The following is a 19,020-nucleotide window of genomic DNA, read 5'->3' as shown; positions in this document are numbered from 1 at the left end:
ACCTCGATTTTACGGCCTGGTTTGCATATTCAAGCTTATAACATAGCCTCATTCCATGGTCTATTGTTTTATATCTTATATAAGACATAAGATATTGATTGACACTCGTGAACAGCAGCCGATAGAATCGGTTTGCATAAAGATCGGTATTGCCAAACGATAGACACCCTATCAGCATGTGAATATGGCAACCTCATGGTGCCTGCCTATACAACACCGCTGACAATACAAGGCCATCTGGATGAATAACTACGCACGACCACGACGCTCCATGCTGTATGTACCGGGCTGCAACCTGCGCTACTTGAACAAGGCGCGCTCGCTGCGCGTGGATTCGGTCATACTCGATCTGGGCGACCCCATCCTGGTGGAAGCCAAGGTGCAGTCGCGCCTCAACGTGGTCGAGGCCGTCAAGCAAGGCGGCTATGGCCCACGCGAAGTGGTGGTGCGCGTCAACGACTTCGACTCCCCCTGGGGTCAGGACGACATCAAGGCGGTAGCCAATATAGGCGCGGATGCCATCCTGTTCCCCAATGTGGAAACGCGTGAAGATGTGCTGAATGCCATCGATGCACTGAATGCGGCGGGCAACACCACCACGCCCATCATGGTGATGATAGAAAGCCCGCTGGCCGTGCTGAACGCCAAGGAGATCGCCAGCGCCTCGGACCGCATCGCCTGCATGGTGATCGCCACCTCGGACCTGATGTCGCAACTGCGTGCGCGCAAGACCCATGAGCGCATCGCGCTGGTCACCAGCCTGTCGCTGGTGATCCTGGCGGCACGCGCTTACGGCCGCGCCGTGGTGGATGGCATCACCAATGACCTCAACGACATGCAGACCTTTGAATATTCCTGCCGTCTGGGCCGCGACCTCGGTTTTGATGGCAAGACGCTGGTACATCCCTCACAACTGGATTATAGCAACGACGCCTACACGCCGCGCCCGACCGAGATCAAGCATGCCCAGACCATCATCGAAGCGCTTGCCCAGGCCAATGCGGCCGGGCGTGGCACCGTGGTGGTGGATGGCAAGCTGGTCGAACACCACCATGTGGCTGCAGCCCAGCAACTGCTGGAACTGAGCGCCACCATCACCACCCTGGAGGAAGGCTATGACTAAGCCCACGCCACGTCCGGCCGGCAATTTCTTCGAGGATTTCCGGCTGGGGCAGCATATCGAGCATGCCACGCCGCGCACCATCACGGATGGTGAGTGTGCGCTGTATATCGCGCTCACCGGCGCACGCCAGCCTGTGCATTGTGCAACGCCGGTAGCGCAGGACCTGGGCTACCCGAGCAAGCCCGTAGACGACCTGCTGGCCTTCCACATCGCCTTTGCCAAGACCGTGCCGGATATCTCCGTCAATGCAGTCGCCAACCTGGGTTATGCGGATGTGCGTTTCCTGCGCCCGGTGTATGTGGGTGACACGCTCAGCACCGCCTCCACCGTGATCGGCCTCAAGCAGAACTCCAATGGCAAATCCGGTGTGGTGTATGTGCGCTCGGAAAGCCGCAATCAGCATAGCGAAGTGGTGCTGAGCTGGGTGCGCTGGGTGATGGTGCACAAGCACGATCTGCAGGCGCCTGCTCCCGAAACCGTGATCCCCACACTGCCCGAAGTGGTGATCCGTGCCAATCTTGCCGTGCCGCGCTTCCTGCGCGCAGCGCAACTAGATGCACAGGTCACCGGCAGTGCTCGCCTGTGGAACGATTATGTGATTGGCGAGCGCATCGCCCATCCGGCGGGCATGACCGTGGAGGAGGCTGACCACACGCTGGCCACCAAGCTTTACCAGAACAATGCGCGTCTGCATTTCGACGCGCTGATGATGCAGGACTCCCCGTTCAAGCGCCGCCTGATGTATGGCGGCCATGTGATCTCGGTATGCCGTGCACTGAGTTACGACGGCCTGGAAAACGTGATCTCCATCGCCGCCATCAATGGCGGCACGCACAGCAACCCGAGCTTTGGTGGCGACACCTTCTACGCCGTCACCGAGGTACTGGAAAAATGGGAACTGCCCGGCCATCACGACCTGGGCGCCCTGCGCCTGCGCCTGATCGGCCTGCGCAACCTGCCTGCCGATCAGTTCGACAGCCTGCATATTGAGCAGGACGGCAAGTCCGGCTACCACCCGCAGGTCGTGCTCGACCTCGATTACACCGTTTTGATGCCAAGAAGATAGGAACCCAGATGGCCACCCATCCACAAGATGCCCTGTTCGTCGGTGAACAACCGTTCCCCGTGATTCCGTCCTGCGAGCATTTCGCCGGCAGCGAAAAGCTCATTCTGAAAGCCCTGCAGCTGCAGGACAGCCTGGGGCCCATCTTCGATATCACCTGTGACTGTGAAGACGGTGCAGCCGCTGGCCAGGAGCGCGAACATGCCGAAATGATCGTGCGCGTGCTCACTTCGGATGCCAACAAGCACCACATGGCCGGGGCGCGCATCCACGATCACACGCACCCGGCCTGGAAGCAGGACATCGACATCCTGGTGGGCGGTGCTGGCGCACAACTGGCTTACCTGACCATCCCCAAATGTACACGTGCCGCCCAGGCCGCTGAAATGATCGCCTACATCCAGAAGGTGGCGGCCCAGCACGGCATCAAGCGCCAGATCCCGGTACATGTGCTGGTGGAAACGCACGGTGCACTGCATCAAGTGCACGAGATCGCCGCCCTGCCCTGGCTGCAGGTCCTGGACTTTGGTCTGATGGATTTCGTCAGTGGCCACCACGGCGCCATTCCGGCTGCAGCCATGCGCAGTCCGGGCCAGTTCGAACACCGTCTGCTGGCGCGCGCCAAGGCCGAAGTGGTGGCCGCCGCACTGGCGCACGGTGTGGTGCCTGCACACAACGTGACGCTGGACCTCAAGAACGTGGAGACCACCTTCAGTGACGCCAGCCGTGCCCGTAATGAATTCGGCTTCCTGCGCATGTGGAGCATCTACCCGACCCAGATCCAGGCCATCGTCGACGCCATGAAGCCCGATTACAGCGAGGTGGAAGACGCCGCCAACATTCTGCTGGCCGCACAAGCGGTGGAATGGGGCCCGATCCAGTACGCAGGCGAGCTGCACGATCGCGCCACCTACCGCTATTTCTGGGAAGTGCTGCAAAAAGCCCGGCTGACCAAGGTTGATATCCCGGCCAACGCAGTCGCAGCTTTCTTTAGTTAAGGACCCGTCATGACCCAACTCCATTCCGCAGGTGCGCGCTTCCGGGCTGCACTGGCGGCCGAAAAGCCGCTGCAGATCATAGGCACCATCAACGCCTACCATGCGCGCCTCGCTACGCAGAGCGGCTTCAAAGCCATCTACCTGTCCGGTGGTGGCGTCGCCGCCGGCTCGCTGGGGCTGCCTGACCTGGGTATCTCCACGCTGGAAGACGTGCTCATCGACGTGCGCCGCATCACCGACAATGTCGATACGCCGCTGCTGGTCGATATCGATACCGGTTTTGGCGGCGCGTTCAACATCGCACGCAGTATCAAGGCGGTGATCAAGGCGGGCGCTGCGGCGGTGCATATCGAAGACCAGGTGCAAGCCAAGCGCTGCGGCCATCGACCCAACAAGGCCATCGTCACGCAGGCCGAGATGGTGGATCGCATCAAAGCGGCCGTGGACGCCAGGACAGACCCGGATTTCGTCATCATGGCACGCACCGACGCATTGGCCGTGGAAGGTCTGCAATCGGCCATCGACCGCGCCTCTGCCTGTGTGGAAGCCGGTGCCGACATGATCTTCCCGGAAGCCATCACCAGTCTGCAGATGTACAAGCAGTTCGCCCAGGCGGTGAAGGTGCCCATCCTGGCCAACATCACCGAGTTCGGCGCCACGCCGCTGTTCACCGTGGATGAGCTGGCCAGCGTGGACGTGAGCATGGTGCTGTACCCGCTGTCAGCGTTCCGCGCCATGAACCAGGCCGCGCTACAGGTGTACCGCAACGTGCGCAGGGACGGCACGCAGAAGAATGTGGTGGAGCTGATGCAGACACGTGCCGATCTGTACAAGTACCTGGACTACCACGCTTTCGAAGAAAAGCTGGACCAGCTGTTCGCACAACAGGACAACATCTGATGACTGCAACAGCTGACAACCGAATGAGGAGACGCACATGAACACCGTGTCCAATGCAGGGATAGAACCCAGGAAAAAGAAAGGCGTCGCGCTGGCTGGCGTGGCTGCAGGTACCACGGCCATCTGTACCGTGGGCCATACCGGCAATGACCTTCACTACCGTGGTTATGACATCCTGGAGCTGGCCAACCATGCCACCTTCGAGGAAGTGGCTTACTTGCTGATGCATGGCGAACTGCCTACCCAGCAGCAACTGACGGCCTACCACGCCCGATTAAAGACCCTGCGTGGCCTGCCCGATGCTCTCAAGACCGTGCTGGAGCAGATTCCGGCCAGCGCCCACCCCATGGACGTGATGCGCACCGGCTGCTCCATGCTGGGCACGCTGCAACCGGAAGCGGCAGACCGCAACATCCAGGCGGCACGTGACCTGGGCGACCGCTTGATCGCCTGCTTCGGCTCCATCCTGGTGTACTGGTACCAGTACAGCCACCATGGCAAGCGCATCGATGTGGAAACCGACGATGACTCCATCGCTGCGCACTTTCTGCACATGCTGCATGGCAAGAAGCCGTCCGGGCTGCACATCCGCGCCATGAACACCTCGCTGGTACTGTATGCCGAGCATGAGTTCAACGCTTCCACCTTCACCGCGCGCGTGGTGGCCGGCACCTTGTCGGATATGTATTCCTGCATCACCGGTGCCATCGGGGCCCTGCGCGGCCCCAAGCATGGCGGCGCCAACGAAGCCGCCATGGAGATCATCGAACGCTATACCACGCCAGATGAAGCAGAAGCGGACATCGTGCGCCGCATCGCCAGCAAGGAGATCATCATCGGCTTCGGTCACCCGGTGTACACCATCGCCGACCCACGCAACGTGGCCATCAAGGAAGTCTCGCGTGCCCTGTGTCAGGACGCCGGCGACATGACCCTGTTCGACATCTCGGACCGACTGGAGACGGTGATGTGGCGCGAGAAAAAGATGTTCCCCAACCTGGATTGGTACAGCGCCTCCAGCTACCACATGATGGGCATTCCCACCGGCATGTTCACACCCATCTTCGTAATCAGCCGCACCACCGGCTGGGTGGCGCACGTGATCGAGCAGCGCATCGACAACAAGATCATCCGCCCCAACGCCGAATACACCGGGCCGGAAGAGCGTGCTTATGTGCCGATCGCACAACGAGACCAGCGCCAACCTAAATAACTAGCCTCTGTTTTAGGGACCCGCCTGCTTTACTGCCATTTGGCAGGCGGGATTTTTTACGCCAAAACTTAAAAACTGCTTATTTTTCAGCTCATCAACTTTTAGATCATTTTCAAGGAATTCGCCATGTCCGCGCACATCTCCAACGTCCGTCCGGAACCCGATCAGGTACTGGTCGATATCGCCAACTACGTGCATGACTACGTCATCAACAGTTCCGAGGCCTACGACACCGCTCGCAATTGCCTGATGGACACGCTGGGCTGTGGGTTGGAAGCGCTGGAATACCCGGCCTGCACCAAGCTGCTCGGCCCCATCGTGCCCGGCACTACCGTCCCGAACGGCAGCAAGGTACCGGGCACCTCTTATCAACTGGACCCGGTGCTGGGCGCGTTCAATATCGGCGCGATGATACGCTGGCTGGATTTCAACGATACCTGGCTGGCGGCCGAATGGGGCCATCCTTCTGACAATCTGGGCGGCATCCTGGCCACTGCTGACTGGCTGTCGCGCACGCGCGTCGCCGAAGGCAAAGCCCCCTTGACCATGCGCGACGTGCTCACTGCCATGATCAAGGCGCACGAGATCCAGGGCGTGCTGGCGCTGGAGAACAGCTTCAACCGCGTCGGGCTGGATCATGTGGTGCTGGTCAAGATCGCCTCCACAGCGGTCGTGGCCGGCATGCTGGGCGCCAGCAAATCGCAAATCATCGACGCGGTGTCCAACGCCTGGGTGGATGGGCAAAGCCTGCGCACCTACCGCCACAGCCCCAACACCGGCTCACGCAAATCCTGGGCGGCCGGGGATGCCACCAGCCGTGCCGTGCGCCTGGCACTGATGGTCATGAAAGGCGAGATGGGCTACCCCTCCGCGCTCACCGCCAAGACCTGGGGCTTCTATGACGTGCTGTTCAAGGGCAAGCCATTCACGTTCCAGCGCCCGTATGGGTCGTATGTGATGGAGCATGTGCTGTTCAAGATCTCCTTCCCGGCCGAATTCCACGCGCAGACTGCGGTGGAATGCGCCATGCAGCTCTACCCCAAGGTGAACAGCCGCATCGACAGCCTGGACAAGATCGCGCAGATCGACAGGATCGTGCTGACCACACATGAATCCGCGATCCGCATCATCGACAAGACCGGCCCGCTCAACAACCCGGCCGACCGTGACCATTGCATCCAGTACATGACCGCCATCGGCCTGCTCAAGGGCTCGCTGACCGCCGCCGACTACGAGGACGCTGTCGCTGCCGATCCGCGTGTGGATGCACTGCGCGCCAAGATGGTATGTGTGGAAAAAGCCGAATACAGCCGCGATTACCACGACCCGGAAAAGCGCTCCATCGCCAACGCCGTGCAGATCTTCTTCAAGGATGGCAGCAGCTCGGACAACATCGCGGTGGAATACCCGATCGGGCACCGCCGCCGCCGTGGTGAAGGCATCCCCGAGCTGGTCAAGAAATTCCAGGTCAATCTGGCACGCCGTTTTGACGCGGCACAACAAGCCCGCATCCTGGCTTTGTGTAGCAACCAGCAACAGCTGGAGAGCACGCCGGTGCATCAGTTCGTGGATCTGTTTGTGACGGCCTGATCTCGCTTATCGCTACAGGCGTGTCCATAAAAAGGGCTGCACTAACCAACTGGAAACTAACCAACTGGAAATAGTGCAGCCCTTATTGTTTGCGCAGTGCGGATATCGAGGTTTTAACGCGGGTCGCATGCACTGGGCCAGCCCCACTTCAACACTGTATGCTCTCGATCAAGGCGATCTGGCGCGGCAGGCATACCGTGCGCAGATCGTAATGCGCCTGGGCAAATTTCCGCGCAGCCTGGCCCATATGCTGGCGCCGCGCCGGATCAGCCAGCAAAGCCGCGACATTGGCGGCCAGCGCCGCACTATCAAAGAAATCCACCAGTACGCCATTGTCGTCTTGCCGCAGGACTTCGCGTAGCGGTGCAGTGTCACTTGCCACGATGCTGCACCCCGCGCTCATGGCCTCCAGCAGACTCCAGCTCAGCACGAACGGGTAGGTGAGGTACACATGTACCGATGAAAGCTGCAGCAGCGCGATGAAATCGTCATACGGCAACTTGCCCAGAAAATGGATCCTGGACAGCGCTTGTTGGTCCAGCTGCGGCCTGATCTCGTTAAAGAAAATATCACGCCAGCGCTGACCTTCGGGAGGCTTGGCACCGTAACCGGTCTCGTCCCCGCCCACGATCAGCACGCGCGCCTGTGGACGCGCCTTGAGCAGTGCAGGCAAGGCGCGCATGAACACGTGGTAACCGCGATAGGGTTCCAGATTGCGGTTCACAAAGGTCACCACTTCGCTTTGCGCGTTGAGGTGGATCATCTCGTCACGGACAGAACTGCGTATCGACATGCTGACCGCCGCATTGGGCACGATCTTTTGGGTGTCGATGCCGTCATGGATCACGCTGATCTTGTGGCGGAATTGCGGCGGATGCGAATCGGCCTGCCAATGGGTAGGCGAGATGGCCAGATCCGCCTGCGTTAGATTCAGATCGTTATTGATGTTCTTGATCATCATGCGCGCATCGAGTGTGCGGTCTTCCAGCGAGAATTCCGGGTCGAAATTCACATCGCTTCCCTGAGCGCGGTAATAGAACTCGCTATACACCATCAGTTTTGCGTGGGGCCACACCTGCTTGAGGAACAGGCTTTCGCCCCAGCCCGGATGCGCGATGATGAGGTCGGGGGCATAGCCCTGATCTTTCATGGCATAGGCCGCCTTGCTGCACGCCTCGGCACGGATCAGCTTGGTCTCGAGATCGACCAGCCAGGGGTGGATCTCTGGCGAACTGCCCCGCTCCGGCTGATAGCGCAAGATGGCCACCCCCTGCCATAACGAGGTGCCGATGTCGCGCATGGTGAGGGCGTGTACCTGGTGGCCACGCGCAGCGAGCGCGGGTGCCAGATGCTTGAACTGGCCAGGGAAATTCTGATGTATGAATAAAATACGCATGTGCCCTTTCTGACCATCCAGCCTCAACGAACTGGCACCTCGTCAACGCCACAGACAGACTTTTCTGCCCCTATCAAAACCAGACCCCGCTAAAATCAGGCTACAGACTACGCAACTGCTCCAGCGCCTGTTCCAGCCTGGAAACCGCATAGACCTGCATGCCGCTGATGGCCTGCTTGGGCGCATTGCCCTTGGGCACGATGGCATGCGTGAAACCCAGCTTGGCGGCTTCTTTCAAACGCTCCTGTCCGCGCTGTACCGGACGCACTTCACCAGCCAGGCCGACTTCGCCAAACACCACCAGCTTGTTGGGGATAGGTTTGTTCTTGAGGGACGAAACGATAGCGAGCAGCACGGCCAGATCGACCGCTGGCTCGCCGATACGCACACCGCCCACGGCATTGACGAACACGTCCTGATCGAAACAGGCCACACCGGCGTGGCGATGCAACACCGCCAGCAACATGGCCAGGCGGTTCTGCTCCAGGCCTACGCACAGCCGCTTGGGGTTGGGTGCATGCGCTTCATCGACCAGTGCCTGCACTTCCACCAGCAAAGGACGTGTACCCTCCTGCGTCACGGTGATGCAGGAACCGGCCACCTGCTCTGCATGATGCGAGAGGAATAGCGCCGACGGATTGCTGACTTCGCGCAAGCCCTTTTCGGTCATGGCGAACACGCCCAGCTCGTTGACGGCGCCAAAGCGGTTCTTGAACGCGCGCACCAGACGGAAGCTGGAATTCGGGTCGCCCTCGAAATACAGCACGGTATCAACGATGTGCTCCAGGACGCGTGGCCCGGCCAGTGCACCTTCTTTAGTGACGTGACCGACCAGAATAACGGTGATACCGAGCTGTTTGGCGAGGCGTGTAAGCTGCGCCGAGCATTCACGCACTTGCGCCACCGAGCCCGGTGCGGATTGCAGCGCTTCGGAATACATGGTCTGGATAGAGTCGATGACCGCCACGTCCGGCTGGTGCGTTTGCAGCGTGGCGAGGATCTTTTCCAGCTGGATCTCGGCCAGCAGCTGGATCGGGCTGGCATCCAGCCCCAGGCGACGCGCACGCATGGCGATCTGCTGGGCAGATTCCTCGCCGCTGACATAGATGGCAGACTGGCGATCGCCGATATGGCACAGCGTCTGCAGCAGCAAGGTGGATTTACCTATGCCCGGATCACCCCCGATCAGCACCACGCCGCCAGGCACCAGGCCGCCGCCCAGCACACGGTCGAATTCGGCGATGCCAGTCGGCTGACGCGGCGTTTCTGCTGCTTCCACTTCCGCCAGCTTCTGCAGGCCCGCCGTCTGTGACAGCGCGGCATAACGGTTCTGGCCGGTGAAGACCGGCTCGGCGATGGTTTCCACCAGCGTGTTCCAGGCTGCGCAGCCGGGGCACTGGCCCTGCCACTTGGGGGCCTGGGCGCCACATTCGGTACAGCTGTACACGGTTTTGGCTTTGGCCATCACCCCACCACCTTGACGTGCACACGTGGCGCCAGCGCGCACAATAATTCGTATCCAACCGTGCCGCTGGCCTCGGCCACGGCATCCACCGGCACCTGCGCGCCCCACAGCTCGACCGGGCTGCCGATATCGGCTTGCGGAATATCGGTAATATCCGCGAACAGCATGTCCATCGAAACACGCCCCACGGTGCGTGTCAGCGTGCCAGAGACGGCGATGGGCGTGCCATTCGGGGCATGGCGCGGATAACCATCGGCATAGCCGCAAGCCACGATGCCGATATGCGTTGTGCGTGTAGCGGTGAAACGCTGACCATAGCCCACACTGTCACCGGGCTGCAGCGTCTGTACGGCGATGAGCTCGCTGTGCAGCTGCATCACCGCCTGCAAGTCCAAACTGGCGGCAGGCGTGCCCGTGACCGGGCTGGCGCCGTAGAGCATGATGCCGGGGCGCACCCAGTCTGCATGGGTATGCGGATAACGTAGCAAAGCGGCCGAATTGGCCAGCGAACGGGCATGCGTCAGCTGGCTGGTGTGTTGCTGGAATAGCGTCCAGGCCGGCTCCACGCCCTGGTCATCGTCTGCGGTAGCGAAGTGGGTCATCAGCGTGATGCCGCCGACTGTGGGGCAAGCCTGCAGCCGCGCCACTGCATCGGCATAGCGGGCCGGGGTGAACCCCAGCCGGTTCATGCCGGTGTTCATTTTAATGAACACCGACACCGGCGCAGGCAGACTGGCCTGTTCCAGCATCTGCAGCTGCTGCTCGTTGTGCACCACCACACTGATGTGCTGGCTGGCGGCTTGCTGCAACTCGTCGGCAATGAACACGCCTTCCAGCAGTAACAGCGTCTGGCTGTAACCAGCGGCGCGCAACATCAAGGCTTCGTTAAGGCCAAGCACGGCGAACCCGTCGGCAGCCGCCAGGCCGCGTGCCACATTGAGCAAGCCATGGCCATAGCCATTGGCTTTGACCACCGCCATGATGCGCGACTGCGGCGCGGCACGTCGGGCAACGGCGAGGTTGTGACGCAAAGCGTCGAGATGGATGCTACAGACGAGCGGGCGCATGGTCCGCCTTAATAACTGTCATGCATATTGGAGTTGCCAGCAAAATTCTCGAAGCGCGTGTGTTCGCCCAGGAAGGTCAGGCGTACGCGGCCGATCGGACCGTTACGCTGCTTGGCGATGATGATCTCGGCCGTGCCTTTGTCCTGCGAATCGGCGTTGTAGACTTCGTCGCGGTAGATGAACAGGATCAAGTCGGCATCCTGCTCGATGGCGCCGGATTCGCGCAGATCCGACATCACCGGGCGTTTGTCCGGGCGCTGCTCCACGCTACGATTCAGCTGTGACAAAGCCACTACCGGCACATCCAGCTCCTTGGCCAGCGATTTCAGCGAGCGCGAGATCTCGGAGATCTCGGTGGCGCGGTTCTCGCCCTGTCGGCCGGAAGGCGCCGACATCAGCTGCAGGTAATCGACCACGATAAGCCCCAGCTTGCCGCACTGGCGGTGCAAACGGCGCGCACGCGCACGCACGTCGAAAGAGCTCAGGCCTGCACCTTCGTCGATGAAAATGGGCGCATCGTTGAGCTTGCCCAGCGCGGTGGTCAGCCGCACCCAATCCTCGTCCTCGAGGTTGCCGTTACGCATGCGATGCTGATCGAGACGGCCCACCGAGCCTATCATCCGGGTGGCGAGCTGGGTCGCGCCCATTTCCATGGAGAACACCGCCACCGGCAGCTTGGTATCCAGCGCGATGTTCTCGGCGATGTTGAGCGAGAACGCGGTTTTACCCATGGACGGACGCCCCGCCACGATGATGAGGTCGCCGGGCTGGAAGCCGGAGGTACGTTCATCCAGATCAGTGAAACCGGTTGGCACACCGGTGACATCGCCCTGGTTCTCGCGCTGATACAGATAGTCGATGCGGTCTGCCACCTGCGGTAACAGCACCTTGATATCCACAAAGCCTTCGCTACTGCGCTTGCCACCTTCGGCGATCTGGAAGATCTTGGCTTCGGCTTCATCCAGCAACTGCTGCGCATCGCGCCCCTGCGGACGGTAGGCACTCTCGGCGATGCTGGAGCCGACTTCCACCAGCTTGCGCATGACCGCGCGCTCACGCACGATCTCGGCATAACGGCGGATGTTGGCAGCGGTGGGCGTGTTCTGCGCCAGCGCACCCAGATAAGCGATGCCGCCCACACTGGAAAGCTCGGCACTGTTCTCCAGCGACTCGGCCACCGTGACGATATCGGCGGGCCGGTTCAGCTCGATGAGCTTGCTGATGTGCGTGTAGATCAGGCGGTGATCGTGACGGTAGAAATCCGCAGAACCCAGGATATCCGCGATGCGGTCCAGCGCCTCGTTCTCGAGCAGCAGGCCGCCCAGCACGGATTGTTCAGCCTCTACCGAATGGGGCGGGAGTTTTAGTTGGTCCAGGGTATCGTCAGCCATGCGGCATTATAGCAATGCTGGCTGGCGATAAGGCCGGCAAAAAGTACAGGCGTCAATAAACAAAACGCCCTGATTGCTCAGGGCGTTTTTTCTACTGACATCTCAACACGTCAATTGCGGCGTGCTTCCGATAAGTGCCTTGCTCATCTCATCGGCTTGAGATGACAAGCCGCCTGATCAGACAAAGTCCGACACTGCGATCTCAGCGGCTGTGTTGATGCCAACCAGGGTAATGATGCTGTCCGGGCTATTGATATCACCATTCTGGTCATGATCGACATACACCCAGGCATTACCAGAGCCAGCGGCATTGAATGCCACAAACACATCCATGGTCTCATTGGACTCATCGGCTGCCGCCAGGAAGGCATCAAAGTCAGCGAATGCACTGCCATCGACGATCTGCACACCGAACTCAACCTCGGTATCGATCGTGTCCACTGCGGTTGTAAAGTCGAAAATGGTGTCAGAAAGTGCGAGGGTTTGCCCGGTGGAAAACTCGGCATCCACAAACACATCACTACCACCGCCGCCGATGAAGCTGTCATTACCGAACCCACCGAACAGGCTGTCGTTGCCAGCACCGCCCACCAGGAAGTCGTTGCCGTCGCCACCCACCAGGCTGTCGTTACCAGCACCTGCATTGATGTAGTAGTTGACCGTCTCACCGGTTTCGTCAAACACGTCATTGCCATTGGTACCCAGTGTCGCCACCTTGAACTGGTCACCACGCGCAACGCCCGAGACCAGGTCACGCACATCCAGCGTGGTGCCTGCGCCCGCTACAAAACTGATGCCTTCGTCGTCCGCACGGCCTACGTTACCGGTCAGATTGCCCAAGCCATCCTCAGCCTGCAGACGTACCGCCAGACTGCCGTCCTGATTCGCAAGCACACCTGCATCATTCGCGTTGCCATTACCCACTTCCGCACTCGTGAAGCTCACCCGGATCTGACTCGCACCCGTGGACGACACGTTGACGATGTCATCGCCCGCACCCAGGTTCATCCGGTCCACGCCGTCCGTTGCCAGGTTGTAAGCGGCCACCACATCGTTGCCGTTACGGCCAAGAACCAGGTCGTTGCCACCGCCACCAATGAAGCTGTCGTTGCCATTGCCGCCATTCAGCGTGTCATTACCTGCACCGCCCACCAGGAAGTCGTTGCCGTCGCCACCCACCAGGCTGTCGTTACCAGCACCTGCATTGATGTAGTAGTTGACCGTCTCACCGGTTTCGTCAAACACGTCATTGCCATTGGTACCCAGCGTCGCCACCTTGAACTGGTCACCACGCGCAACGCCCGAGACCAGGTCACGCACATCCAGCGTGGTGCCTGCGCCCGCTACAAAACTGATGCCTTCGTCATCCGCACGGCCTACGTTGCCGGTCAGGTTGCCCAGCGCATCCTCCGCCTGCAAGCGTACTGCAAAGCCACCGTCCTGATTGGCAAGGCTGTTGCCATCATTGGCTTTGGCGTTACCCACTTCGGCACTGGTGAATGTGACGCGCACCTGGCTGGCACCCGTGGACGACACATTGACGATGTCGTCGCCAGACCCCAGATTGATGCGGTCAGCGCCATCTGACGCCAGGTTGTAGGCTACCACCGTGTCGTTACCTACACCGCCCAGAACCAGGTCATTGCCACCGCCACCAATAAAGCTGTCGTTACCGATACCACCGTTCAGACTGTCATTGCCAGCACCACCCACCAGGAAGTCGTTGCCACTGCCACCGGTCAGGCTGTCATTACCGGCACCTGCATTGATGTAGTAATTGACGGTTTCGCCGGTTTCGTTGAACACGTCATTGGCATTGCTGCCCAGCGTGGCTACCTTGAACTGATCGCCACGCGCAGCCCCGTTGGTAAGATCACGCACATCCAGCGTGGTGCCTGCGCCCGCCACAAAGCTGATGCCTTCGTCGTCCGCACGACCCACATTGCCGGTCAGATTGCCCAGCGCATCCTCAGCCTGCAGACGTACCGCCAGACCACCATCCTGGTTGGCAAGCACACCCGCATCGTTCGCGTTACCGTTGCCTACCTCGGCGCTGGTGAAGGTCACACGGATCTGGCTCGCGCCTGTGGCTGAAACATTCAGGGTATCGTCATCAGCACCCAGATCGATCTGATCCACACCATCTGTAGCCAGGTTGTAAGCCGCCACCACATCATGGCCTGCACCACCATTGATGAGGTCATCACCACCGCCGCCGATGAAGCTGTCATTACCGAACCCACCGAACAGGCTGTCGTTGCCAGCACCGCCCACCAGGAAGTCGTTGCCGTCGCCACCCACCAGGCTGTCGTTACCAGCACCTGCATTGATGTAGTAGTTGACCGTCTCACCGGTTTCGTCAAACACGTCATTGCCATTGGTACCCAGCGTCGCCACCTTGAACTGGTCACCACGCGCAACGCCCGAGACCAGGTCACGCACATCCAGCGTGGTGCCTGCGCCCGCTACAAAACTGATGCCTTCGTCATCCGCACGGCCTACGTTGCCGGTCAGGTTGCCCAGCGCATCCTCAGCCTGCAGACGTACCGCCAGACTGCCGTCCTGATTCGCAAGCACACCTGCATCATTCGCGTTGCCATTACCCACTTCCGCACTCGTGAAGCTCACCCGGATCTGACTCGCACCCGTGGACGACACGTTGACGATGTCATCGCCCGCACCCAGGTTCATCCGGTCCACGCCGTCCGTTGCCAGGTTGTAAGCGGCCACCACATCGTTGCCGTTACGGCCAAGAACCAGATCATTGCCACCGCCACCAATGAAGCTGTCGTTGCCATTGCCGCCATTCAGCGTGTCATTACCTGCACCGCCCACCAGGAAGTCGTTGCCATTACCACCCACCAGGCTGTCGTTACCAGCACCTGCATTGATGTAGTAGTTGACCGTCTCGCCGGTTTCGTCAAACACGTCATTGCCATTGGTGCCCAGTGTCGCCACCTTGAACTGGTCACCTCGCGCAACGCCCGAGACCAGGTCACGTACATCCAGCGTGGTGCCCGCACCCGCCACAAAACTGATGCCTTCGTCGTCCGCACGGCCTACGTTACCGGTCAGGTTGCCCAGCGCATCCTCCGCCTGCAAACGCACCGCCAGGCCACCGTCCTGATTAGCGAGATTACCCGCGTCGTTCACATTACCGTTACCCACCTCGGCACTGGTGAAGCTCACCCGGATCTGACTCGAACCTGTAGCAGAAATGTTGAACACATCATCGCCAGCGCCACCGATAAAGCTGTCTGTGCCACCAGTGGCCAGGTCATAACTTTCCACCACATCGTGACCACCACCGCCAACAGCAAGATCGTCACCCGCACCACCGCGGAACACATCATCGCCAGCACCGCCATTTGCATAGACATTGCCAGCGAACTCCAGGGGAACGGTGTTGAACATGTCGGTGCCCTGGGTGCCAAGCACCACCAGATTGAAGCGATCGCCGCGTTGTGTGCCCGAAATATCGCGCACATCAAAAGTGGTGCCTTCCGGTGCGGCGAATGCGATACCTTCATCGTCAGCACGGCCGATATTGCCGGTCAGGTCACCCATGGCGTCTTCAGCCTGGATACGCACGGCCAGACCACCATCCTGGCCAGCGACCAGACCACTTTCTGTTGCGCTGCCGTTACCGACTTCAGTGCTGGTGAAGCTGAGGCGTATCTGGCTAGCGCCAGTAGAAGAAACATTCACAAGGTCCAGGTCTGCCCCCAGATCGATCTGATCCGATCCGTCTGTGGCCAGGTTGTAGGCCTCCACCATGTCGTTGCCGTTACCTCCGTTGATGGTGTCGTCTCCTTCGCCACCGTTCAGAACATCATTACCGTCCCCACCAGATAGCTCATCATTGCCTGCACCACCAATGATCACGTCATCACCTGGTGTGCCTGGAAGCACATCATCCATTTCTGTACCAATAATCGGGTCTGCCATCACAATCCTCCAAACAGTTATTTAAAATAAATGCTGCTAGTACCGGACCTACTTTGAAAACACGACTTGCTTCGTTAAAACTTGAGTTACTGACGTTTCCATCTGTCGTCATCAGATAATTTATTCAATAAATATTACTTAACGAATATAAAACAACGCAAACAATTTGTTGGCATCAGTAATTGAATATTCAATGCCGGCATGGCACAGCCATGCACAGCAGATTTTTAGAGTTACGTTTAGATGTACGCGTCCCGTGACGTTTCGGATGCATGAGCGATAAAAAAACGGAAATGCACTCCGCAGCCGCTTGGCTGCTGGTAACAGAGAGAAAGAAGCGACTCAGTGCCGAGTCATGGGTGGGGTTAAGGCAATAAAAAAGCCCCATCTTGCGATGGGGCTTTTGCAGGCTTGCTGCATCCGTCAGAAGCGGATCACAAGCAGATTACTGCTCGCCGAGTACCGAGACGGTGATCTCAACGACAACGTCATGGTGCAGAGCAACGCTGACAACGTGGTCACCCACGGTCTTCAGCGGGCCTTCTGGCAGACGTACTTCCGACTTGGCCACTTCAAAGCCTTGTGCGGTCAGGCCTTCGGCGATGTCGCCGTTGGTCACGGAACCGAACAGACGGCCATCAACGCCAGCCTTTTGCGATACTTGCAGCAGGAAACCAGCCAGCTTTTCGCCACGGGCTTGTGCAGCCACCAGTTGCTCGGCTTGCAGCTTTTCCAGCTCGGCACGGCGTGCAGCGAACTCAGCCTTGTTGGCTTCGGTGGCGCGCTTGGCCTTGCCTTGAGGGATCAGGAAGTTACGGCCGTAGCCATCCTTGACCTTGACCACGTCACCGAGGTTACCCAGGTTAACCACTTTTTCCAGAAGAATAATTTGCATGTCAGGCTCCTCTTAGTGCTTGTCGGTGTAAGGCAGCAGTGCCAGGAAACGCGCACGCTTGACCGCGGAGGTCAGTTGACGCTGATAACGGGCCTTGGTACCGGTGATGCGAGCTGGAATGATCTTGCCGTTCTCGGTGATGAAGTCCTTGAGCAGGTCTACATCCTTGTAATCCACTTCCTTGATGCCCTCTGCCGAGAAACGGCAGTAGCGGCGACGCTTGAACATATCTCTTGCCATGATTGAATCCTTAAATAATCTCTAATGTATCGATGTGTAAAACCAGCTGTGTGCTTTTCATGCTGCGTTTGGCGAGGAATCCTGTGGCCTTGATCGCGGTACCGTTGGTCAGTGTGGTCGATTGCTCGGCCAGTTTGCCCATGATCACCGCATTCACTGCACAGTTGACCCGTCGTGCCATGCCGGCTTCGGTTTGCTCGGACTGGTGTTCTATCACCAGCTCCAGCACCGGGATGCCGGCCGGGGTGTAACGCAGCACTGCCAGCCCGGCGATCATGCCGGATATGGCCAGCCTGTTCATTGAGCAAGCGCCGGTTAGGCGGCAGCCACCTCGGCAGCTGGCGCAGCGTCCTTGGTCAGCACGGACTTGGACTTCTCTTCCTTCATCATCGGGGAAGGTGCGGTCACAGCGTCCTTGGTGGCGATGGTCAGATGACGCAGCACGGCATCGTTGAACTTGAACGCGTGTTCCAGCTCATCCAGCACGAACTGGTTGCACTCGATGTTCATCAGCACGTAGTGTGCCTTGTGGATCTTCTGGATCGGGTAAGCCAGTTGGCGGCGACCCCAGTCTTCCAGACGGTGGATTGCACCTTCGTTGGAAGTGACCAGCGTGCGATAGCGCTCGATCATGGCGGGCACTTGCTCGCTCTGGTCCGGATGGACGATAAATACGATCTCGTAATGGCGCATGTAATCTCCTTATGGTTAGTAGCTGCCTGTCATGCGTTAACAGTGCAGCAAGGTGGAAAGCGCGCGATTATAGGCGGAATGCGGGGGTGAATCAAGGAATAATCCACAATGCCGACAGAATTAATGTGAGGAATCAATCATTTCTATGCCGGCATTTAGGGCAGGCGCAAGCTTGGAAGGCAATGAGCGGAGGGCGGCCAGACATGCCGCCTGACCGCGTTTCATCAGCGTCATTCGGACTTGTTGATCCAGCTCTGCAGCAAGCCTATACCCAGACAGGCCAGCGCCGGGATCAGGGTCACCACAAACAACAAGCCCAGGCCGACCGGGTCCAGGTTCTGCCACAAGCCCAGCCAGGATGCGAGCAATACCAGCAGCAAGGGCCCCCAACCGAACAGTAGCAACAATAGCCCGGCCTTGATCCAGCGATTGAAGCCACAGCGCGCCAGAAGACGCTCACTCGATCTTCGATGACTTACCGACCGGCGATGCATAGTTTCTTTCTTGTCGTCACGCCCTTCGTGACCACACGGCCGTCCGCACCGCTAGCGCCGGGTGCAATCTTCGGTGCCGGTGTTACCCCCCTTGTAAGCCGGCTGATAATAGAACTTATGGAACGTCAGGCGCCCCCGAGCATCCGTGCTCATGGTCGCCACTCCGGTGCCCACATCCTGTGTGGCAGGATCGCTCAGGCCAAAATGCATGGCCACCTGAGCGCCGTGAGCCGCTGCATGCCCCAGGTAGACGCCGTATTCGGGTACTTCCAGCTTGAAATCATAACTGGCGTAGTCGCCATGGCTATGTTCAGGCTGCAAGCGCATGGTGACCACACCCGCATATTGGCCCTCATGTCCGTCCTGACCCATGCAATCGTACACGCCGCTGTAGTCCTGGCCGGTGAAAGTGGCTGCTGCCTGCAAGGATGTCGCAAACAGCGCCAATACCGTTATCACTGACGGGCATACCAGCCCCTTGACCTTGTTCTGTTTCGTGCTGCTCATTGTGTATCCACTGCCTTTCTTGATGGTTACCGCCTGA

General features: G+C 59.3%; 17 protein-coding genes. 6 read left to right on the top strand and 11 right to left on the bottom strand.

The genetic code is table 11. The features are described 5' to 3' along the window. The first annotated feature begins 241 nt into the window (after positions 1-241). The 6 genes from ED236_RS10270 to ED236_RS10245 all read left to right on the top strand — a co-directional run bounded on the left by ED236_RS10270 (position 242) and on the right by ED236_RS10245 (position 6,887). Positions 242-1,123: an HpcH/HpaI aldolase/citrate lyase family protein gene (locus ED236_RS10270; RefSeq protein ID WP_171001749.1), complete on the top strand. Its 882-nt coding sequence runs from the start codon at positions 242-244 to the stop codon at positions 1,121-1,123. Further along, positions 1,116-2,189: a MaoC family dehydratase gene (locus ED236_RS10265; RefSeq protein WP_123237870.1), complete on the top strand. Its 1,074-nt coding sequence runs from the start codon at positions 1,116-1,118 to the stop codon at positions 2,187-2,189. Before ED236_RS10270 ends, ED236_RS10265 begins: the two co-directional genes overlap by 8 nt. A gap of 8 nt (positions 2,190-2,197) precedes the next feature. Then, on the top strand, positions 2,198-3,184 hold the full coding sequence (locus tag ED236_RS10260; RefSeq protein ID WP_123237869.1) for an HpcH/HpaI aldolase/citrate lyase family protein: 987 nt from the start codon (positions 2,198-2,200) through the stop codon (positions 3,182-3,184). Between the two features lie 9 nt (positions 3,185-3,193). After that, positions 3,194-4,084, top strand: coding sequence for a methylisocitrate lyase (gene prpB / locus ED236_RS10255; RefSeq protein WP_123237868.1), 891 nt, complete (start codon positions 3,194-3,196; stop codon positions 4,082-4,084). Between the two features lie 37 nt (positions 4,085-4,121). Continuing rightward, positions 4,122-5,297, top strand: coding sequence for a bifunctional 2-methylcitrate synthase/citrate synthase (gene prpC / locus ED236_RS10250; RefSeq protein ID WP_123237867.1), 1,176 nt, complete (start codon positions 4,122-4,124; stop codon positions 5,295-5,297). A gap of 126 nt (positions 5,298-5,423) precedes the next feature. Then, complete coding sequence (locus ED236_RS10245; RefSeq protein WP_123237866.1) at positions 5,424-6,887, top strand: bifunctional 2-methylcitrate dehydratase/aconitate hydratase; 1,464 nt, start codon at positions 5,424-5,426, stop codon at positions 6,885-6,887. A gap of 148 nt (positions 6,888-7,035) precedes the next feature. Here the strand turns inward: ED236_RS10245 and ED236_RS10240 are convergent, their stop codons facing one another. The 11 genes from ED236_RS10240 to ED236_RS10195 all read right to left on the bottom strand — a co-directional run bounded on the left by ED236_RS10240 (position 7,036) and on the right by ED236_RS10195 (position 18,983). Continuing rightward, positions 7,036-8,283 carry a glycosyltransferase gene (locus ED236_RS10240; protein ID WP_123237865.1) on the bottom strand — a complete coding sequence of 416 codons (1,248 nt, stop codon included), beginning with the start codon at positions 8,281-8,283 and terminating at the stop codon, positions 7,036-7,038. 100 nt (positions 8,284-8,383) lie between these two features. Then, positions 8,384-9,748: a DNA repair protein RadA gene (gene radA / locus ED236_RS10235; RefSeq protein ID WP_123237864.1), complete on the bottom strand. Its 1,365-nt coding sequence runs from the start codon at positions 9,746-9,748 to the stop codon at positions 8,384-8,386. Further along, positions 9,748-10,815 carry an alanine racemase gene (gene alr / locus ED236_RS10230; protein WP_123237863.1) on the bottom strand — a complete coding sequence of 356 codons (1,068 nt, stop codon included), beginning with the start codon at positions 10,813-10,815 and terminating at the stop codon, positions 9,748-9,750. The genes radA and alr overlap by 1 nt, the downstream gene beginning before the upstream one ends. An 8-nt stretch (positions 10,816-10,823) precedes the next feature. After that, the gene (gene dnaB, locus ED236_RS10225; RefSeq protein ID WP_123237862.1) at positions 10,824-12,206 is read right to left on the bottom strand and encodes a replicative DNA helicase; all 1,383 of its coding nucleotides are present in this window, start codon (positions 12,204-12,206) and stop codon (positions 10,824-10,826) included. Between the two features lie 177 nt (positions 12,207-12,383). After that, on the bottom strand, positions 12,384-16,154 hold the full coding sequence (locus ED236_RS12680) for a beta strand repeat-containing protein (protein ID WP_123237861.1): 3,771 nt from the start codon (positions 16,152-16,154) through the stop codon (positions 12,384-12,386). A 445-nt stretch (positions 16,155-16,599) separates the two neighbouring features. Further along, on the bottom strand, positions 16,600-17,049 hold the full coding sequence (gene rplI, locus ED236_RS10215; RefSeq protein ID WP_123237860.1) for a 50S ribosomal protein L9: 450 nt from the start codon (positions 17,047-17,049) through the stop codon (positions 16,600-16,602). Between the two features lie 12 nt (positions 17,050-17,061). Beyond that, on the bottom strand, positions 17,062-17,289 hold the full coding sequence (gene rpsR / locus ED236_RS10210) for a 30S ribosomal protein S18 (RefSeq protein WP_123237859.1): 228 nt from the start codon (positions 17,287-17,289) through the stop codon (positions 17,062-17,064). Positions 17,290-17,299: 10 nt separating this feature from the next. Then, the gene (priB, locus tag ED236_RS10205; protein ID WP_123237858.1) at positions 17,300-17,590 is read right to left on the bottom strand and encodes a primosomal replication protein N; all 291 of its coding nucleotides are present in this window, start codon (positions 17,588-17,590) and stop codon (positions 17,300-17,302) included. A gap of 14 nt (positions 17,591-17,604) precedes the next feature. Then, entirely contained in the window at positions 17,605-17,982 is a 378-nt protein-coding gene (gene rpsF, locus ED236_RS10200) for a 30S ribosomal protein S6 (RefSeq protein ID WP_123237857.1), read from the bottom strand. 230 nt (positions 17,983-18,212) lie between these two features. Further along, positions 18,213-18,476, bottom strand: coding sequence for a hypothetical protein (locus ED236_RS12400; RefSeq protein ID WP_148042286.1), 264 nt, complete (start codon positions 18,474-18,476; stop codon positions 18,213-18,215). Positions 18,477-18,527: 51 nt separating this feature from the next. Beyond that, the gene (locus tag ED236_RS10195; protein WP_240032118.1) at positions 18,528-18,983 is read right to left on the bottom strand and encodes a hypothetical protein; all 456 of its coding nucleotides are present in this window, start codon (positions 18,981-18,983) and stop codon (positions 18,528-18,530) included. Between the last annotated feature and the right edge of the window lie 37 nt (positions 18,984-19,020).

The sequence above is a fragment of the Pseudomethylobacillus aquaticus genome (genome assembly GCF_003730115.1).
GTDB lineage: Bacteria > Pseudomonadota > Gammaproteobacteria > Burkholderiales > Methylophilaceae > Pseudomethylobacillus > Pseudomethylobacillus aquaticus.
Note: the sequence above shows the minus strand (reverse complement) of the source record. Positions and strands in the feature narration are given on the sequence as shown.